The sequence below is a fragment of the Acidovorax sacchari genome, assembly GCF_042847045.1.
In the GTDB taxonomy this organism is placed as follows: domain Bacteria; phylum Pseudomonadota; class Gammaproteobacteria; order Burkholderiales; family Burkholderiaceae_C; genus Paracidovorax; species Paracidovorax sacchari.
Genome location: NZ_AP035783.1, coordinates 5019591 through 5035245 on the forward strand (window position 1 = coordinate 5019591; position 15655 = coordinate 5035245).

General features: G+C 69.3%; 12 protein-coding genes. 2 read left to right on the forward strand and 10 right to left on the reverse strand.

The genetic code is table 11. The annotated features are described in order from the left end of the window. Positions 1–39: 39 nt before the first annotated feature. On the reverse strand, positions 40–1578 hold the full coding sequence (locus tag ACGHC0_RS22180; RefSeq protein WP_415266792.1) for an ABC transporter substrate-binding protein: 1539 nt from the start codon (positions 1576–1578) through the stop codon (positions 40–42). A gap of 197 nt (positions 1579–1775) precedes the next feature. Here ACGHC0_RS22180 and ACGHC0_RS22185 point away from each other — a divergent pair, with 197 nt between their 5' ends. Next, positions 1776–2711 carry a LysR family transcriptional regulator gene (locus ACGHC0_RS22185; protein ID WP_415266793.1) on the forward strand — a complete coding sequence of 312 codons (936 nt, stop codon included), beginning with the start codon at positions 1776–1778 and terminating at the stop codon, positions 2709–2711. A 35-nt stretch (positions 2712–2746) separates the two neighbouring features. Here the strand turns inward: ACGHC0_RS22185 and ACGHC0_RS22190 are convergent, their stop codons facing one another. The 7 genes from ACGHC0_RS22190 to ACGHC0_RS22220 form a co-directional block, all read right to left on the reverse strand. Next, a complete protein-coding gene (locus tag ACGHC0_RS22190; protein WP_415266794.1) occupies positions 2747–3658 on the reverse strand; it encodes a hydroxymethylglutaryl-CoA lyase in 912 nt (303 codons plus the stop codon). Between the two features lie 39 nt (positions 3659–3697). After that, positions 3698–4624 (reverse strand): 2-hydroxyacid dehydrogenase, encoded by a 927-nt coding sequence (locus tag ACGHC0_RS22195; protein WP_415266795.1) that lies wholly within the window; start codon positions 4622–4624, stop codon positions 3698–3700. 58 nt (positions 4625–4682) lie between these two features. After that, positions 4683–6716, reverse strand: coding sequence for an acetyl/propionyl/methylcrotonyl-CoA carboxylase subunit alpha (locus ACGHC0_RS22200; protein ID WP_368352994.1), 2034 nt, complete (start codon positions 6714–6716; stop codon positions 4683–4685). Between the two features lie 150 nt (positions 6717–6866). Beyond that, positions 6867–7592 (reverse strand): DUF4126 domain-containing protein, encoded by a 726-nt coding sequence (locus ACGHC0_RS22205; protein ID WP_368352995.1) that lies wholly within the window; start codon positions 7590–7592, stop codon positions 6867–6869. 24 nt (positions 7593–7616) lie between these two features. Beyond that, positions 7617–8420, reverse strand: coding sequence for an enoyl-CoA hydratase/isomerase family protein (locus ACGHC0_RS22210; RefSeq protein ID WP_368352996.1), 804 nt, complete (start codon positions 8418–8420; stop codon positions 7617–7619). Between the two features lie 46 nt (positions 8421–8466). Further along, positions 8467–10071 (reverse strand): carboxyl transferase domain-containing protein, encoded by a 1605-nt coding sequence (locus ACGHC0_RS22215; protein WP_415266796.1) that lies wholly within the window; start codon positions 10069–10071, stop codon positions 8467–8469. A gap of 20 nt (positions 10072–10091) precedes the next feature. Further along, the gene (locus ACGHC0_RS22220) at positions 10092–11825 is read right to left on the reverse strand and encodes an AMP-binding protein (RefSeq protein WP_415266797.1); all 1734 of its coding nucleotides are present in this window, start codon (positions 11823–11825) and stop codon (positions 10092–10094) included. Between the two features lie 183 nt (positions 11826–12008). Between ACGHC0_RS22220 and ACGHC0_RS22225 the strand changes: the two genes are divergently transcribed. After that, entirely contained in the window at positions 12009–13061 is a 1053-nt protein-coding gene (locus ACGHC0_RS22225) for an AraC family transcriptional regulator (protein ID WP_368352999.1), read from the forward strand. Here the strand turns inward: ACGHC0_RS22225 and ACGHC0_RS22230 are convergent. Further along, complete coding sequence (locus ACGHC0_RS22230; protein ID WP_415266798.1) at positions 13049–14611, reverse strand: histidine-type phosphatase; 1563 nt, start codon at positions 14609–14611, stop codon at positions 13049–13051. The genes ACGHC0_RS22225 and ACGHC0_RS22230 overlap by 13 nt on opposite strands. Before the next feature lie 85 nt (positions 14612–14696). Next, the gene (locus tag ACGHC0_RS22235) at positions 14697–15416 is read right to left on the reverse strand and encodes an HAD family hydrolase (RefSeq protein ID WP_368353001.1); all 720 of its coding nucleotides are present in this window, start codon (positions 15414–15416) and stop codon (positions 14697–14699) included. Positions 15417–15655: the final 239 nt, after the last annotated feature.

Sequence of the window (15655 nt, forward strand, 5' to 3'; positions counted from 1 at the left end):
GAGGGTTGCAGGGCGTTCACGGGGAGTCGCGGAGCAGGCTCACTTCCAGCGGGACTGCGCGAAGCGCGGCAGCTCGTCGGGCCAGGCGTCGAAGGCCAGGTCCTTGGTGAAGGCGTAGTTGGTCGAGTAGGAGAAGATCGGCGCCCACATCGCCTCCTTGCTGATGCGCTCCAGCGCCTGGCCGTACTTGGCGAGGCGGTCGGTCTTGTCGGTGCTGCTGTCGGCGGTCTGCAGCAGGGCGATGGTCTGCGGGTCCTTGGCCGTGTCGTCCGGCCCGCCCTTGAAGAAATTTCCCACGAAAGCGGAGGCATCGCTGATGGAATACGAGCCCCAGGCCTGGAAGGTGAGCGGCGCGCGGCCGGAGCGGACCTCGGTGCGCAGCGCCGGGTACTGCACGAAATGCAGCCGGGCGCGGATGCCCACCTTGCGCAGGTCGCCGATCAGCGCCTCGGCGTACTCGCGCTCGCGGTAGGCCCACAGGTCGGTGTCGAAGCCGTTGGGGTAGCCGGCCTGCGCCAGCAGTTCCTTGGCCTTGGCCGGGTTGTACTCGTAGCGCACCACCTTGCTGGTCACGCAGCCCACCTGCATGCGGAAGCACGGCGCGTACACCGGCTGGCTGCCGCCGCGCACCAGGCTGTCGGCGAAGCCCTTGCGGTTGATGGCGTAGTTCACGGCCTGGCGCACGCGCACGTCCTTGAAGGGCGCCGATTCGGGCGTGGTGCCCACGTTGTTGATGGTGACGAAGCCCAGGCGCATGGTCTCGCCGCTGAGCACCGTGATCTGGGGCATGGTCGCCTTCATGGACTCTGCCTGGTCGGCCGGCACGCGCCAGATCCAGTCGATCGCGCCGGTCATGAGCTGGGCGGCGCGGGCCTCGGGGTCGCGCACCACGACGAACTTCACCGTGCCGATCTGCGGCTGCCCCACGGGGCTGTCCTTGAAGTAGGCCGGGTTCTTGACCATGGTCACGCCCTGCCCGGGCACCACGGCCGTGATCCTGTAGGGGCCGGTGCCGACGGGCGCCTTGCTGAAGCCTTCCAGGCCGACCTTCTTGAAGTAGGCCGCGGGGTAGATGGGCGTGGGGCCTGCCAGGTATTCGAGCGCGGCCGGGAACGGCGTCTTGAGGTGGATGCGTACCTGCAGCGGTCCGACGACCTCGACGTTCTTGATCCAGTCGGTGTTCTGGCGCGTGGCGATCTTGGCGTCCGGTCCGTTGACCACGTTGAAGGTGAAGGCCACGTCCTCGGCGCCCAGCGGGTCGCCGTTGTGGAACTTCACGCCCGGGCGCAGCGTGACCAGTAGCGCCGTGGGGGACTCCCACTTCCAGGCCGTGGCCAGCAGCGGCTTGTGCTCGCCGGTCTTCGGGTCGCGGTAGATCAGCGTGTCCCAGGCCATGTTGGCCAGGATCACTCCCTCGCGCATGTTGTTGTGGTACGGGCTCACGTTCTCGACTTCGTTGTCCGAGGCGTAGACCAGCGTGTCGTCGGCCTTGCCCGCATGGGCGCCGGTGGCCAGGGACAAGGCTGCGAACGCCAGCGCACAGCTGCGGCGCACCAGAGTGGGGTAAAGATGACCCATTTCGGAAACTCCTTCGTCATACAGGCAACGGAACGTGTGTCGAGGAGCAAGAATGGGACACAAAAGCCGTTCGCACTATTACCGTTTTCGCAGCCCGGCGATGCCGTTCCGGCAACGGAACATCTCTGCGCCCGGTACTGCCGGGGGCTTCGCATGCCTGCTGGCGTGCTGGCACGGTGCATGCAACCTTCCCGGCCATGAACCGTTCCCCGCTCATCGCCCGCCAGTTGCAGGACACGGCGCTGCGCTATTTCCTGGAGGTCGTCCGCTGCGGCTCCATCAGCGAGGCCTCGGCGCGCCTGTCCGTGGCGGGATCGGCCATCAGCCGCCAGATCGCCCACCTGGAGGACGTGCTGGGCGCGGCGCTGTTCGAGCGCCATGCGCGCGGCATGGTGCCCAGCTCGGCGGGCGAACTGCTGGCCACGCACGCCCTCAAGTCCGCGCACGATGCCGAGCGCGTGGTGCAGGAGATCCAGTCACTGCAGGGCATACGGCGCGGGCGGGTGCGCATCGCCTCGGCCGAGGGCTTCGCCATGGAATTCCTGCCGCGGCTCATCAGCGACTTCCACCGGCAGCACCCGGGCGTGCAGTTCCACCTGAGCGTGCATGCGCCGGCAGAATGCACGCGGCGCGTGCTGCTCAGCGACGCGGATATCGGCATCGTGATGAGCCGCCATACCGAGAAAGACATCAAGGTCGAGCATTTGCAGCCCGCGCCGGTGGGGGCCGCCATGCGCCAGGGCCATCCGCTGTCGCGCTTCCGGCAGATCAGCCTCTCGCAGCTGCTGGCCTATCCCATCGCCCTGCCCGAGGACGACACCACCGTGCGCCAGCTGTTCGACATCGCCTGCAGCCGCCAGCGCCTGGCGGTGGAGCCGGTGCTGACGAGCAACTACATCAGTGCGCTGTTCGGCTTTCTGCGCCACCGCGAGGACGGCGTGACCATCTGCGGCCAGATCTCCGTGAGCAACCAGGTGGACCGGAGCGAACTGGCCTTCGTGCGGCTGCGCGACAAGGGGCTGGACTTGCGCAACGTCGAGGTGCAGACGCTCGTCGGACGCACGCAGCCCAGGGCGGCGCAGGCCTTCCTGGAGCACCTGCGCCAGGGGCTGGGCGGGGCCGGGCTGCGTTGAGCGGCGCCGGCGAACCGCCGTCCGTCCGAAAGGGGTCAGCCCGCGCGCTTGTTCAGCAGCGCCGTGGCCGCGCGCGAATTCGGCTTGCGGCCGAGGAAATCGCTGATGTAGGCGCCCGCATCGACCAGCGCATCCAGGTCGATGCCCGTCTCGATGCCCATGCCGTGCAGCATGTACACCACGTCCTCGGTGGCCACGTTGCCCGTGGCCCCCTTCGCATAGGGACAGCCGCCCAGGCCGGCCACCGATGTGTCGAACTGCCAGATACCCATCTCCAGCGCGGCCAGTGTGTTGGCGAGCGCCTGTCCGTAGGTATCGTGGAAGTGCCCGGAGACATCATCCACGGCATAGTGCGCGAGCGTCGCCTCGATGGCGCGCTGCACCTTGCGCGGGGTGCCCACGCCGATGGTGTCGGCCACGCCGATGTGCTGCACACCGATGCCTTTCATGAGCCCGGCCAGGTAACCCACCCGCTCCGGCGCCACTTCGCCTTCGTAAGGGCAGCCCACGGTGCAGCTCATCGCCCCGCGCACATGGATGCCCGCGGCACGCGCGGCCTCCACCACCGGGGCGAAGCGCTCGATGCTCTCGGCAATGCTGCAATTGATGTTCTTCTGGCTGAACGCCTCGCTGGCGGAGCCGAACACCACGATCTCGTCGGGCCGGTCCAGCACGGCCGCCTCGTAGCCCTTCAGGTTGGGCGTCAGCACTGAATAGCGGACGCCCGGGCGCCGCTCGATGCCGGCCATCACCTCATGGTTGTCCGCCATCTGCGGCACCCACTTGGGCGAGACATAGCTCGTGACCTCGATCTCGGTCAGCCCGGCAGCCTGCAGCCGGTGGACGAGGCCGATCTTGACGCTGGCCGGCACGGGCGATTTCTCGTTCTGTAGCCCGTCGCGCGGGCCGACATCCACGATCTTGGCGCGGGTAGGAAGAGAGGACATGGAAAGTTCCTGAAAAGGTTCGTGGGATTCGGGGGGGCCTCAATAGCCCCGCGCCGGATCGACCTCGCCGAGCACCGAGAACGCGCCCTGGCGCAGCGCATCGATCTTGCGCGCGATCTGGGCGATGCTCTCCGCGCGCAGCGTGCGTGCCGAGGTGTGGGGCGTGACGGTGACGCGCGGATGCCCCCAGAACGGATGGTCCGCCGGCAGCGGTTCGGTGCGGAAGACGTCCAGCGTGGCACCCGCGAGATGGCCGCTGTCCAGCAGGGGCAGCAGGTCCTCCTCCACGAGGTGCGCTCCCCGCGCCACGTTGATCAGGTAGCCGCCCGGCAGCAGGCGAGAAAGCGTCTCGCGGCGCAGGATGCCCGTCGTATCGGGGGTGAGGGGCAGCAGGTTCACCAGCACGCGGCTCGCTGCCAGGAAGTCCTGCAGCCCATCGGCCCCGTGGAAGGTGCGCACGTCTTCGACCGCCTTGGGCGAGCGGCTCCAGCCCTGCACGGGAAACTCGAAATGCGCCAGGGCGCGCGCCACGCGCTCGCCCAGCACGCCCAGCCCCATGACGCCCACCGGGAAATCCTGGCGCAGCCGCGGCTTGCGGAAAGCCCAGCGGCCTTCGCGCTCTGCGGCCTCGTAGGCATCGAATTCGCGGAAATGGCGGATGACGGCATGGCAGACATATTCCGCCATCTGCACGGCCATGCCCGCGTCGTCGAGCCGCACGATGCGGCAGCCTTCGGGCACGCGCAGCTTCAGCAGCGCATCCACGCCCGCGCCGATGTTGAACAGCGCCCGCAGCCGCGGCTGCTCGTCCAGGAACTGCTGTGGCGGCGCCCACACCACCGCGTAGTCGGCCTGGGGTGCACCGGGCTCCCACACCGCGACGCGGGCATCGGGCAGGGCGGAGCGCAGGCCTTCCAGCCAGGGCGCGGGCGGTGTATCGGTACAGCAAAAGAGGATGTCGGTCATTCTCCGGAGCCTATCGCAGAGGGCATGGTCCGCGCTGTCACGCAGGCTTTCCGCGCCGTCATGCCGCCGCGGCCAGGCGCAGCAGTTCGGCCCCTTCGCTCACCTGGTCCCCGGGCGCATAGAGCAGCTCCTCCACGGTGCCGTCGGCGGGCGCGGCAATCGTGTGCTCCATCTTCATCGCTTCCATCACGGCCAGCGCCTGGCCCCTGGCCACGCGGTCGCCCGCGCGCACGGCGAAGGACACCACCTTGCCGGGCATCGGGGCGGTGAGACGTCCGCCTTCGGCCTGCGCCTCGCCCGCGTGGGCCAGCCGGTCGATGGCCGTGAGTTGCGCAGCGCCCCGCGGCATGAAGACGTGGCGAGCCTCCCCGCGGGCATGCACCGTGGCCCGCGTGCGCTCGCCGGCGAAGGACAGGTCGATGGCCCCGCCCTCCCCCCCCGTGCCGCCAGAGCGCCCGAAGACCAGCGGCCCCTCGGCCAGCACGGCGCCGCCGGCTTCCACCCGGAGCAGGGGCGCCTCCCCGGGCCGGTAGCTGAGCGTCGCGGAGGCTGGCTGTCCGGCGCACTCCACCTCGAAGCGCCGGAGGCTGTCGCCCCATCCCTGCCAACCGTCACGGCGCCCGAACGGGTCGCCCGGCTGTTCGGCAGCCTGCTCGGCCAGCAGTGCATGGGCCACGGTCGCGGCCAGGGCCAGCGGAAGCGGCACCGGCGACTGGTGGAAAAGCACCGCCTGCTCGCGCTGGATGAGCGCGGTGTCCAGGCGGGCCTTCGCGAAGGATTCGGTGCGCAGCACATGCCGCAGGAACTGCACGTTCGTCGCCAGCCCCACGATGTGCATGCGCGAAAGCGCCTCGTCCAGCCGCGCCAGCGCCTGCTCGCGCGTATCGCCGTGCACGATGAGCTTGGCGATCATCGAGTCGTAGAACGGACTGATCGCATCGCCCTCGCGCACCCCGGCATCGATACGCACCGCGCCGCGCTCGAAATGCGTGCAGGGGCCATGGCGATAGACAGCCAGCCGGCCCGTGGCGGGCAGGAACTGGTTGTCAGGGTTCTCGGCGCAGATGCGCGCCTCGATCGCATGGCCGGTGATGCGCAACTCGTCCTGCGCCAGCGGCAGCGGCTCGCCCGCGGCCACCCGCAATTGCCACTCCACGAGATCCTGGCCGGTGATCGCCTCCGTCACCGGGTGCTCCACCTGCAGGCGCGTGTTCATTTCCATGAAGAAGAAATCCATCGCGCCGCCCTCGCGCTGCTCGACGATGAACTCCACCGTGCCGGCGCCCACGTAGCCCACGGCCCGCGCGGCGGCGACCGCCGCCTGGCCCATGCGCACCCGCATCTCCTCGGCCATGCCCGGCGCGGGCGCCTCCTCCAGCACCTTCTGGTGGCGGCGCTGCACGGAGCAGTCGCGCTCGAAAAGATAAACGCACCCGCCGTGCGTGTCGCCGAACACCTGGATCTCGATATGGCGCGGTCGCTGCACGTACTTCTCGATCAGCACCGCGTCGTCGCCGAAGCTGTTGATCGCCTCGCGCTTGCATGACTCCAGCGCCGCCGCGAAGTCGGAGGCCTTCTCGACCGCCCGCATGCCCTTGCCACCGCCCCCGGCGCTGGCCTTGATGAGCACCGGGTAGCCGATGCGGTCGGCCTCGCGCTGCAGCAGCGCCGGATCCTGGTCGGCGCCGTGGTAGCCCGGCACCAGCGGCACGCCGGCCTTCTCCATCAGTTGCTTGGATTCGGCCTTGAGCCCCATCGCCTGGATGGCGGACGGCGGCGGACCGATGAAGACGAGCCCGGCATCCTGGCAGGCCTGCGCGAACTCCTCGTTCTCCGACAGGAACCCGTAACCCGGATGGATGGCCTGCGCCCCCGTGCGGCGCGCCGCCTCGAGGATGCGCTCCCAGCGCAGGTAGCTCTCCTGCGGGGCACTGCCGCCGATGTGCACCGCCTCGTCGCAGGCGGCCACGTGCCGGGCCGAGGCGTCGGCATCGGAATACACGGCGACGGTCTTCACGCCCATGCGGCGCGCCGTAGCGGCCACCCGGCATGCGATTTCCCCGCGGTTGGCGATGAGGATCTTGTCAAACATGGGAGTCCTCCGCGGAGAAATCGCCTGCGCACGCTGCGCGTGCCATTCCATTTGCAGAAACGCCTGCCCGGCAGGCGATTTCCCCGCGGTTGGCAATCAGTATCTTGTCAAACATCTTTGCGTCTCACTCCAAAATCAGGCCGCCCGCACTCATCTCGTGGCCGGGGCCGCAGGCCGGGAAAACAAAGCCGAGAGCCGCCGCAGCACGGCGCGCAGGAACTTCAGCAGCACCACCAGCACCAGCACCGACAGCGCCACCATGCAGGCCAGCGCGATGCCGAAAGCCACCGGATGCTGCGTGGCCAGCCAGACCACCACCACGACCAGGCCGTCCTCGAAGAACGACAGCAGCCAGTTGGACACGGGCTCCGGCGACGTGTTGGCGGCAGCCCGCGCGGTCATCTTGGTGGCCAGCGCCGTGGCGGACAGCGAACCACCCAGCAGGCCGGCCGCCAGCGCCATGCCGCCGTTGTCCGGGCCGAACACACCGGCGGCCAGCAGGGCGCCCGCGGGCACGCGGATCACGGCATGCGCGGCGTCCCACAGGCTGTCGAACCAGGGCACCTTGTCGGCGATGAACTCCACGCACAGCAGCAGCCCGCTCACCAGCAGCACGGCCGGGTGCTGCAGCATGCGCAACCCTTCCGGCAGCGCGAGCCAGCCTCCCGCTCCCATCGCGCCGACGAGGAAGACCACCGCATAGAGCCGGAAACCGCTGGCCCAGCCGAGCCCGGCGGCGAGCGCCAGCAGGCCCGGCATGTCCAGTGCGCCCGTGGCATGACGCGCCTGCTCCGCCACGGCCCGGGCCGTGCCCGCATCCACGTGCAGCCCGGCGGCGTGCAGCCACTGGACGATGTGCAGCCAGAGGGCATCCATGGCAGCGGGCCCGCAGGGGCGTCCTCAGTCGCGAGCCGGCAGCCAGGCCGGCTTGCGCTTCTGCAGGAAGGCCTGCACGCCCTCGCGCCCCTCGCCGCTCGCCCGGATGTCCGCGATGGACTCCACCGTCGAGGCGATGAGTGCATCGTCGATGGGCCGCCCCGCGATGTCGCGCACCAGGCGCTTGCCCGCGGCCACCGCCTGCGGTCCGGCCGCGGCGATCGCCTGCAGGACGGCATCGAGCTTCTCGTCGAGCTGCTCGAAATCCACCACCTCGTGCACCAGCCCCACGCGCAGCGCCTCCAGCGCGCTGAAGCGTTCGCCGGTCACGACATAGCGGCGCGCCGCGCGCTCGCCCATGGCCTGCACCACGTAAGGCCCGATGGTGGCGGGAATCAGCCCCAGCCGCACCTCGCTCAGGCAGAACGCCGCCGTGTCCACGGCCACCGCCACGTCGCAGGCAGCCACCAGCCCCACTCCGCCCGCATACACATCGCCCTGGATGCGCGCGATGGTCGGCTTGGGGCATTCGTTCAGCGTGCGCAGCATCGCCGCCAGCCGGCCCGCGTCCGCGACGTTCTCCGCACGCGAATAGTCGGCCATGCGGCGCATCCAGTTCAGGTCCGCACCCGCGCAAAAGGCCGGGCCTTCGGCGGCGAGCACGATGGCGCGCACGTCCTCCTGCCGGCCCAGCGCCTCGAACACGCGGGTCAGCTCGGCGATGACCTCGTCGCTGAACGCGTTGCGCACCTCCGGCCGCGCGAGGGTGACGCGCGCGATCGATCCGGCCTGGCCGACGTGCAGATGGCGGTATTCGGTGGTCGTCATGATGGATTCCTCCTTGTGCTGTCAGGATGGGCGAGCCCCGGGGCGCTCACATGCGGAAAATGCCGAACTTCGTGTCCTCTATGGGCGCATTGCGCGCGGCAGCCAGGCCCAGCGCCAGCACGCGGCGCGTGTCCGCGGGGTCGATCACCCCATCGTCCCACAGGCGCGCCGTGGCGTAGTAGGGGTGGCCCTGTTCCTCGTACTGGCGGCGGATCGGCGCCTTGAATGCCTCTTCCTCCTCCATGCTCCAGGTGCCGCCCTTGCCCTCGATGCCGTCGCGCCGCACGGTGGCCAGCACGCTCGCGGCCTGCTCGCCGCCCATCACCGAGATGCGCGCGTTCGGCCACATCCAGAGAAAGCGCGGTGAATAGGCGCGGCCGCACATGCCGTAGTTGCCGGCGCCGAACGATCCACCGATGACGATCGTGAACTTCGGCACCGCCGCCGTGGCCACCGCCGTCACCATCTTCGCGCCATTGCGCGCGATACCTTCGTTTTCATACTTGCGGCCCACCATGAAGCCGGTGATGTTCTGCAGGAACACCAGCGGGATCTTGCGCTGGCAGCACAGCTCGATGAAATGCGCGCCCTTCAGGGCGGCTTCCGAGAACAGGATGCCGTTGTTGGCGATGATGCCCACGGGCATGCCCTCGATGCGCGCGAAGCCCGTGACCAGCGTGGTGCCGTAGCGCGCCTTGAATTCGTCGAATTCGCTGCCGTCCACGATGCGCGCGATGATCTCGCGCACATCGAACGGCTTGCGCGTGTCCACCGGAATCACGCCATACAGCTCCTGCGCCTCGAACGCAGGCGCCTGCGGCGCCGCGCAGCCGGCGGCCGGCGCACGCTCGCGGTTCAGGCTGCGCACCGCATGGCGCGCGAGCTGCAGCGCATGCAGGTCGTTCTGCGCGAGATGGTCGGCCACGCCCGACAGCCGCGTATGCACGTCGCCGCCGCCCAGATCCTCGGCGGTCACCACCTCGCCCGTGGCCGCCTTCACCAGCGGCGGGCCGCCCAGGAAGATCGTGCCCTGGTTCTTCACGATGATGGACTCGTCGCTCATCGCCGGCACATACGCCCCGCCCGCCGTGCAGCTGCCCATCACCACCGCGATCTGCGCGATGCCCTGGGCACTCATCTGCGCCTGGTTGTAGAAGATGCGGCCGAAATGGTCCCGGTCGGGAAACACCTCGTCCTGGTTCGGCAGGTTCGCGCCTCCCGAATCGACCAGGTAGATGCACGGCAGACGGTTCTGCTGCGCGATCTCCTGCGCGCGCAGGTGCTTCTTCACGGTCATCGGATAGTAGGTACCGCCCTTCACCGTGGCGTCGTTGCAGACCACCATGCAGTCCACGCCGCTCACCCGGCCGATGCCCGCGATCAGGCCCGCGCCCGGCGCCTCGTCGCCGTACATGCCCAGCGCGGCCAGCGGCGCGATCTCCAGGAACGGGGAGCCCGGGTCCAGCAGCTCGCGCACGCGGTCGCGCGGCAGCAGCTTGCCGCGCGCCGTATGCTTGGCGCGCGCGGCTTCGCTGCCGCCCAGGGCCACCTGGGCCGCGCGGTCGCGCAGGTCCTGCACGAGAGTGCGCATCGCGGAAGCATTGGCCTGGAAGTCGGCCGAGCGGGGATTGAGGCGGGATTCGAGAATCATGGCAGGGCGGGAGGAAGATTTCAGGCGGTGGCGCGCTCGGTCAGGCCGAGCTGCTCCTTCATGGCATCGCGGATCTTGAATTTCTGGATCTTTCCGGTCACCGTCATCGGGAATTCGGAAACGAACCGGATGTGGCGCGGCACCTTGTAGTGCGCGATCTGGCCCTGGCAGAACGCCCGGATGCCGTCCTCGGTGGGCTGCTCGCCGGGTTTGGCGATGATCCAGGCGCACAGCTCCTCGCCGTACTTCTCGTCGGGCACGCCCACCACCTGCACGTCCTGCACCTGCGGATGCCGGTAGAGAAACTCCTCGATCTCGCGCGGGTAGATGTTCTCGCCGCCGCGGATCACCATGTCCTTGATGCGGCCGACGATGTTCACGTAGCCCTCGGCGTCCATCGTGGCCAGGTCGCCCGTGTGCATCCATCCCTCCGCATCGATCGCCTCGCGCGTCTTGTCCGGATCGCCCCAGTAGCCGTGCATCACCGAATAGCCGCGCGTGCACAGTTCTCCGGAGCGGCCGCGGGGCACGGGCCCGCCGGAATCCGGGTCGATGATCTTCACCTCCAGGTGCGGCTGCACGAGCCCCACGGTGGAGACGCGCTTGTCCAGCGGCGTGTCGGTGCTGCTCTGGCAGCTCACGGGACTGGTCTCAGTCATGCCGTAGGCGATGGTGATCTGCTCCAGGTGCATGTCGCTCACCACGCGCTTCATGACCTCGATCGGGCAGGGGGAGCCCGCCATGATGCCGGTGCGCAGCGTCGAGAGATCGAACTCCGCGAACCGCGGGTGTTGCAGCTCGGCGATGAACATGGTGGGCACGCCATGCAGCCCGGTGCAGCGCTCGGCCTGCACCGTCTCCAGCACCGCCAGCGGATCGAAGCCGTCGCTGGGATAGACGATGGCGCTGCCGTGCGTCACGCAAGCGAGGTTGCCCAGCACCATGCCGAAGCAGTGGTAGAGCGGGACGGGGATGCAGAGCCGGTCTTCCGGCGTGAGGCGCATGCACTCGCCGATGAAGAAGCCGTTGTTCAGGATGTTGCGGTGCGTGAGCGTCGCGCCCTTGGGAAAGCCGGTGGTGCCGCTCGTGAACTGGATGTTGATGGGATCCTGCGCGTCCAGCGTCTTCGCCACCGCATCGATGCGGTCATCCTGCGCATCTCCGCGCGCGAGCAGCTCCGAGAACCGCAGCATTCCAGGCTCTTCGATGTCCCCCTGTCCCGGCGCGTCGATCCACACCACGGTGCGCAGGTGCGGCAGGCGCCGCGCGGCCAGTTGCCCTGGAGACTGCTGGCTCCACTCGGGCGCCAGCTCCCGCAGCATGCCCACATAGTCGCTGGTCTTGAAGCGGGCCATCGCCACCAGCGCCCTGCAACCCACCTTGTTCAGCGCGTACTCGACCTCGGCAGTGCGGTAGGCAGGATTGATGTTGACCAGCACGAGGCCCACCTGCGCCGTGGCGAACTGCATCAGCACCCATTCGGCGTTGTTGTGCGACCAGATGCCCACGCGGTCGCCCTTCTGCAGCCCCAGCCCCAGCAGCGCGCCGGCAAGGCGCCGTACCTCGGCATGCAGTTCCGCATAGGTGTACCGCAGTCCCTGGTGGCGGCTCACGAGGGCTTCCCGGCCGGGATGGCGCGCCGCCATGCCGGCGAAGAAATCCCCCAGGGTCTGCTCGATCAGCGGAGCACGGGTGTCGCCGCGCACATGGCTGGCGGCGGGCGAAAGGACGGACGGATCGGACGGCTGGTTCACGGCAGTTGTCTCCTGGTCATGCGGTCTCTGGCGGACCGGCGGCCGGCGGTGCGCGGCGTATGCGGGACGGCATGCCGGCGGACGCGGCCACACGGACCAAGCATACGCCTGCGAGCCGCCGTCCGGGCCACCGATCAGGCCACACAGGTTGCAATTCGCGCCACCGGACTGCACACTCCCTGCATGACGACAAAGCCACCGGCACCTGCCAGCGCCGCACCACAGCCAGTGGCGGCCACCCCCATGGCCTTTGTCAATGCCATCGTGCACGCCTATGTCCAGCGCGGCATGAGCCCCGCCCATGCCCTGGCAGCGGCACAAATCCCGCCACGCAGTCTGCAGAACCCACAGGCGCGCATCACCGCCTTGCAGATGGAGGCACTCTCCGCCGCCGCCATGCGCGAGCTCGACGACGAAGCCCTCGGCTGGTTCTCCCGTCGCCTGCCCTGGGGCAGCTACGGCATGCTCGCGCGGGCCTCCATCAGCTCACCCACGCTGGGCATCGCACTGCGCCGCTGGTGCCGCCACCATGCACTCATCGCGGACGACATCGGCCTGCACCTGGATGCCGTGGACGGTACCGCCACGCTATCGCTGTCCGAGCACCGCGACCTGGGCGTGCTGCGCGAGTTCTGTACCGTCTCCGTGCTGCGCAATGCCCTCGGGCTGGCCTGCTGGTTCATCGATTCCCGGCTGCCGCTGCTGTCCGCGGCCTTCCCGTTCCAGCCGCCGCCGCATGCCGCGGTCTATCCACTGCTCTTCGGGGTGGCGCCGCGCTTCGGCGCTCCACAGGCCCTGCTGCGGTTCGACGCCCGCTACCTCGACCTGCCCCTGCAGCGCGACGAGGACGCGCTGCGGCTGATGCTGCAGCGTGCCCTGCCCCTCACCGTGCGCCAGTACCGCCGCGACCGCCTGCTGGTGCAGCGCGTGCGGCAGGCGCTGGCCCAGGCACCGGAGTTGTCCCACAGCGCGCAGACACTGGCCGCCGCGCTGCACGTCTCGCCCCGCACCCTGCACCGCCAGCTCCGGGAGGAAGGCGCCTCGCTGCAGGCGCTCAAGGACGAGGCCCGCCAACAGCGCGCGCGGGACCTGCTCCAGCGCACGGACCGGCCCGTCAAGGCCGTGGCCAGGGCGGCCGGCTTCGCCAGCGAGAAGAGCTTCATGCGCGCCTTCCGGCAGTGGACGGGGATGTCCCCCACCGCCTACCGGCAGCACCAGCGCGCCTACAGGCCGTAGCAACGCCTCAGCCCGCCGTACTCGTAATAGCGGCTGCCGCCCGCATGGCGGGCCCCCTCGCAGGCCGCGGGGAAATCCACCTCCTGCTCGTTGAACAGCATCTTCACCAGGACTTTGCCGCCCGCGTCGCGCACCACGTCCCACTGCACATTCGTGGCCATCGGGGAGACATCCTCGCCACGCCAGGGATTACCGGGATAGGCATAGGTCTGCGCGCGCGGCACGGGCGTGGACGCATTGCGCAGCCCCAGGAGCGCGGCGAACGGAATCATCACTTCCGCATGGGTGAAGCGCAGCCGTGCCACCCGCCCCATCTGCCCCTGCGCGATGCGGCCCACCTCGTCGAAGAAGTCCTGCAGCAGCGCCTGCGTGAAAAGGGTCGTGACGCCTCCGTACTCGGTCGCGGCCGGCCCCTTGCCGTAGAAATCGTCGATATCCTGCAGGTACGCGAAGGTCGGCGCATGCTCCGCGGGCATGTACGCGCCGAAATCCACGCCGCCGGTCTCCTGGCGCATGCCCGGCGCGATGATGTAGAGCTCGTAGAGTAGCGCTGCCGCGTCCACGATGCCCTGGATCTTCGTCTTGCCGTCCCCGGTCAGCGTGCTCGTGAAGCGGCCGTCTGCGCTTGCGAAGGTGCGCGTGCCATTGTTGGAGACGCTGTAGCTGCCGGCATCCAGCCTGTCGATGAAAGCCGCAGTGAACAAGCGCTCCAGCACCGCCCTCGCATGGGCCCGCACCTCGGGCGTGGCACGCGCCGCCGCCACTTTGGCCGCGGCCTCCGCACCGTAGCCGGCGGCATCCTTTCCGGCCGCGTAGCGCTGGTAATCCAGGCTGGCGGCCAGCACCGCCGCATGCACGGCGGAGCCGTCAGACACCGCATCGCCCGTGGCCGACAGCTTGTGCGGATAGAGCTGATAGCGGTCCACCACGGCAGGCACGATCGCTCCGGCCACGGCAGGCGCGGCGGCAGCCAGGGACGCTGCGAAGAACTGCGAACTGTCCACCGCCCGGTCCTGCCCGGAATGCAGCACCTCCACCTGACGGTGCCGCCCCTGGAAGCTCTGCCCACTGAACAACTCGGCATCGCGCTGCGCCAGCCGCACCGCGAGCTGCCGATGCTCGGCGATACCCACCTGGGTCAGGTTGCCGTAGCCTGGCGTGCCGATGCCATCGACACCCCAGCCCAGCAGGAAATTGGCCCGCATGATCTTCTCGACATCCGGCCCGAGCTGGCGTCCCAGCGGGGTGAGCGCCCCGTCGGCCTGCGCCCGCGCCCAGAGATTCAGCACGGCATCGTCGTACTTGAGGCTGGACAGGCCCCGCGAGCCATGCCGCGCCACCAGTTCGGCATACACCTTCGAGAAACCCGGCGGAGGTGCCTCATAGCTGTCCGCGGACTGCCGGGGCTGGTAGGCGGTCTTGGTGGCATAGGCGCCGGAAGAGGGCCCGGTTGCGAGGCTCCCTCCACCACCGCCTCCGCAGGCAGCGAGCGTCAGGGCAAGAAGCAGGGCCGAAACGGCCTGGCGGAGCGGAAAGCGGGCAGTGGACATGGCAGGAGGAGAAACGGCACGAAGCCGGCAAGGCTACGCGCTCCATGCGACAACCTCGTGAACGCAGTCGCCCGCACCGCTCGTCCTAATCCACGGCGAACCATGCGGACAACTGCTCCATCGCGCCGATCACCTCCACCGCCCCGGCCGCCCGCAGGGCCTCGGCGGGGTCGTGTCCCCAGGCCGCCGGGCTATAGCCCACCACGGTGGCGCCAGCGGCCACGCCCGCCGTGACGCCCGTCACCGTATCCTCGACGACGAGGCACCGACCGGGCGCCACGCCCAGCGCCGCGGCCGCAGCCAGGTACACGTCCGGAGCCGGCTTGGTACGAGGCATCTCGTGCCCGCTGAACACGCGCCCCTGGAAGTGCTGCAGCAGCCCTACCTTCGAGAGCTGCAGTTCCACCTTGTGCCGGTCGGCGCCGGATGCGCAGGCAATGCGCCCCGATGTGTGGGCATGCGCCGCCTCCACGGCCCGCAGCGCGCCCGGGATGGCCTGCAACTCCGCAGCCAGGGCGGCATTGCGCCGCGCGTAGAAAATCGCCATCCACTCGTCCGTCAGCGGACGGCCCGTCTCCACCTCGATCCGGGCGGCTTCGCTGCGCACGGCCTTGCCGATGAAGATGCGCATGCACTCCTCGAGCGTGAGCGTCCAGCCGGACTCCTCCAGCATGGCTCGCAGCACGCGATGGGTGATCGGCTCGCTGTCCACCAGCACGCCGTCGCAGTCGAACAGCACGGCATCGATCGGAGCAAGCGCCCGGGGGCGGGCGGAAGGGGGCAGCGACAGGGCATCGGAGGGCATGGCAGATATCCGTTGAAAGTGCGCACCAAAAAAAGCGGCGCCCGCCTGGAGCGCCGCAAAGCACACTCGAATCTACCGCATGCAGGCCTGCCGCCTGCGAGGGCCGGACCCCGATGCGCCGTCTGTCGCATAAAGGGACGGCAAGGCCGCGCGTGGCCCGGACACCATGAAGCGACCGGCACGGCCTGCCGTGGAAACGCCGCAGAAAGCGGACGCAAGGCATTGTCGGAAGAACAGGG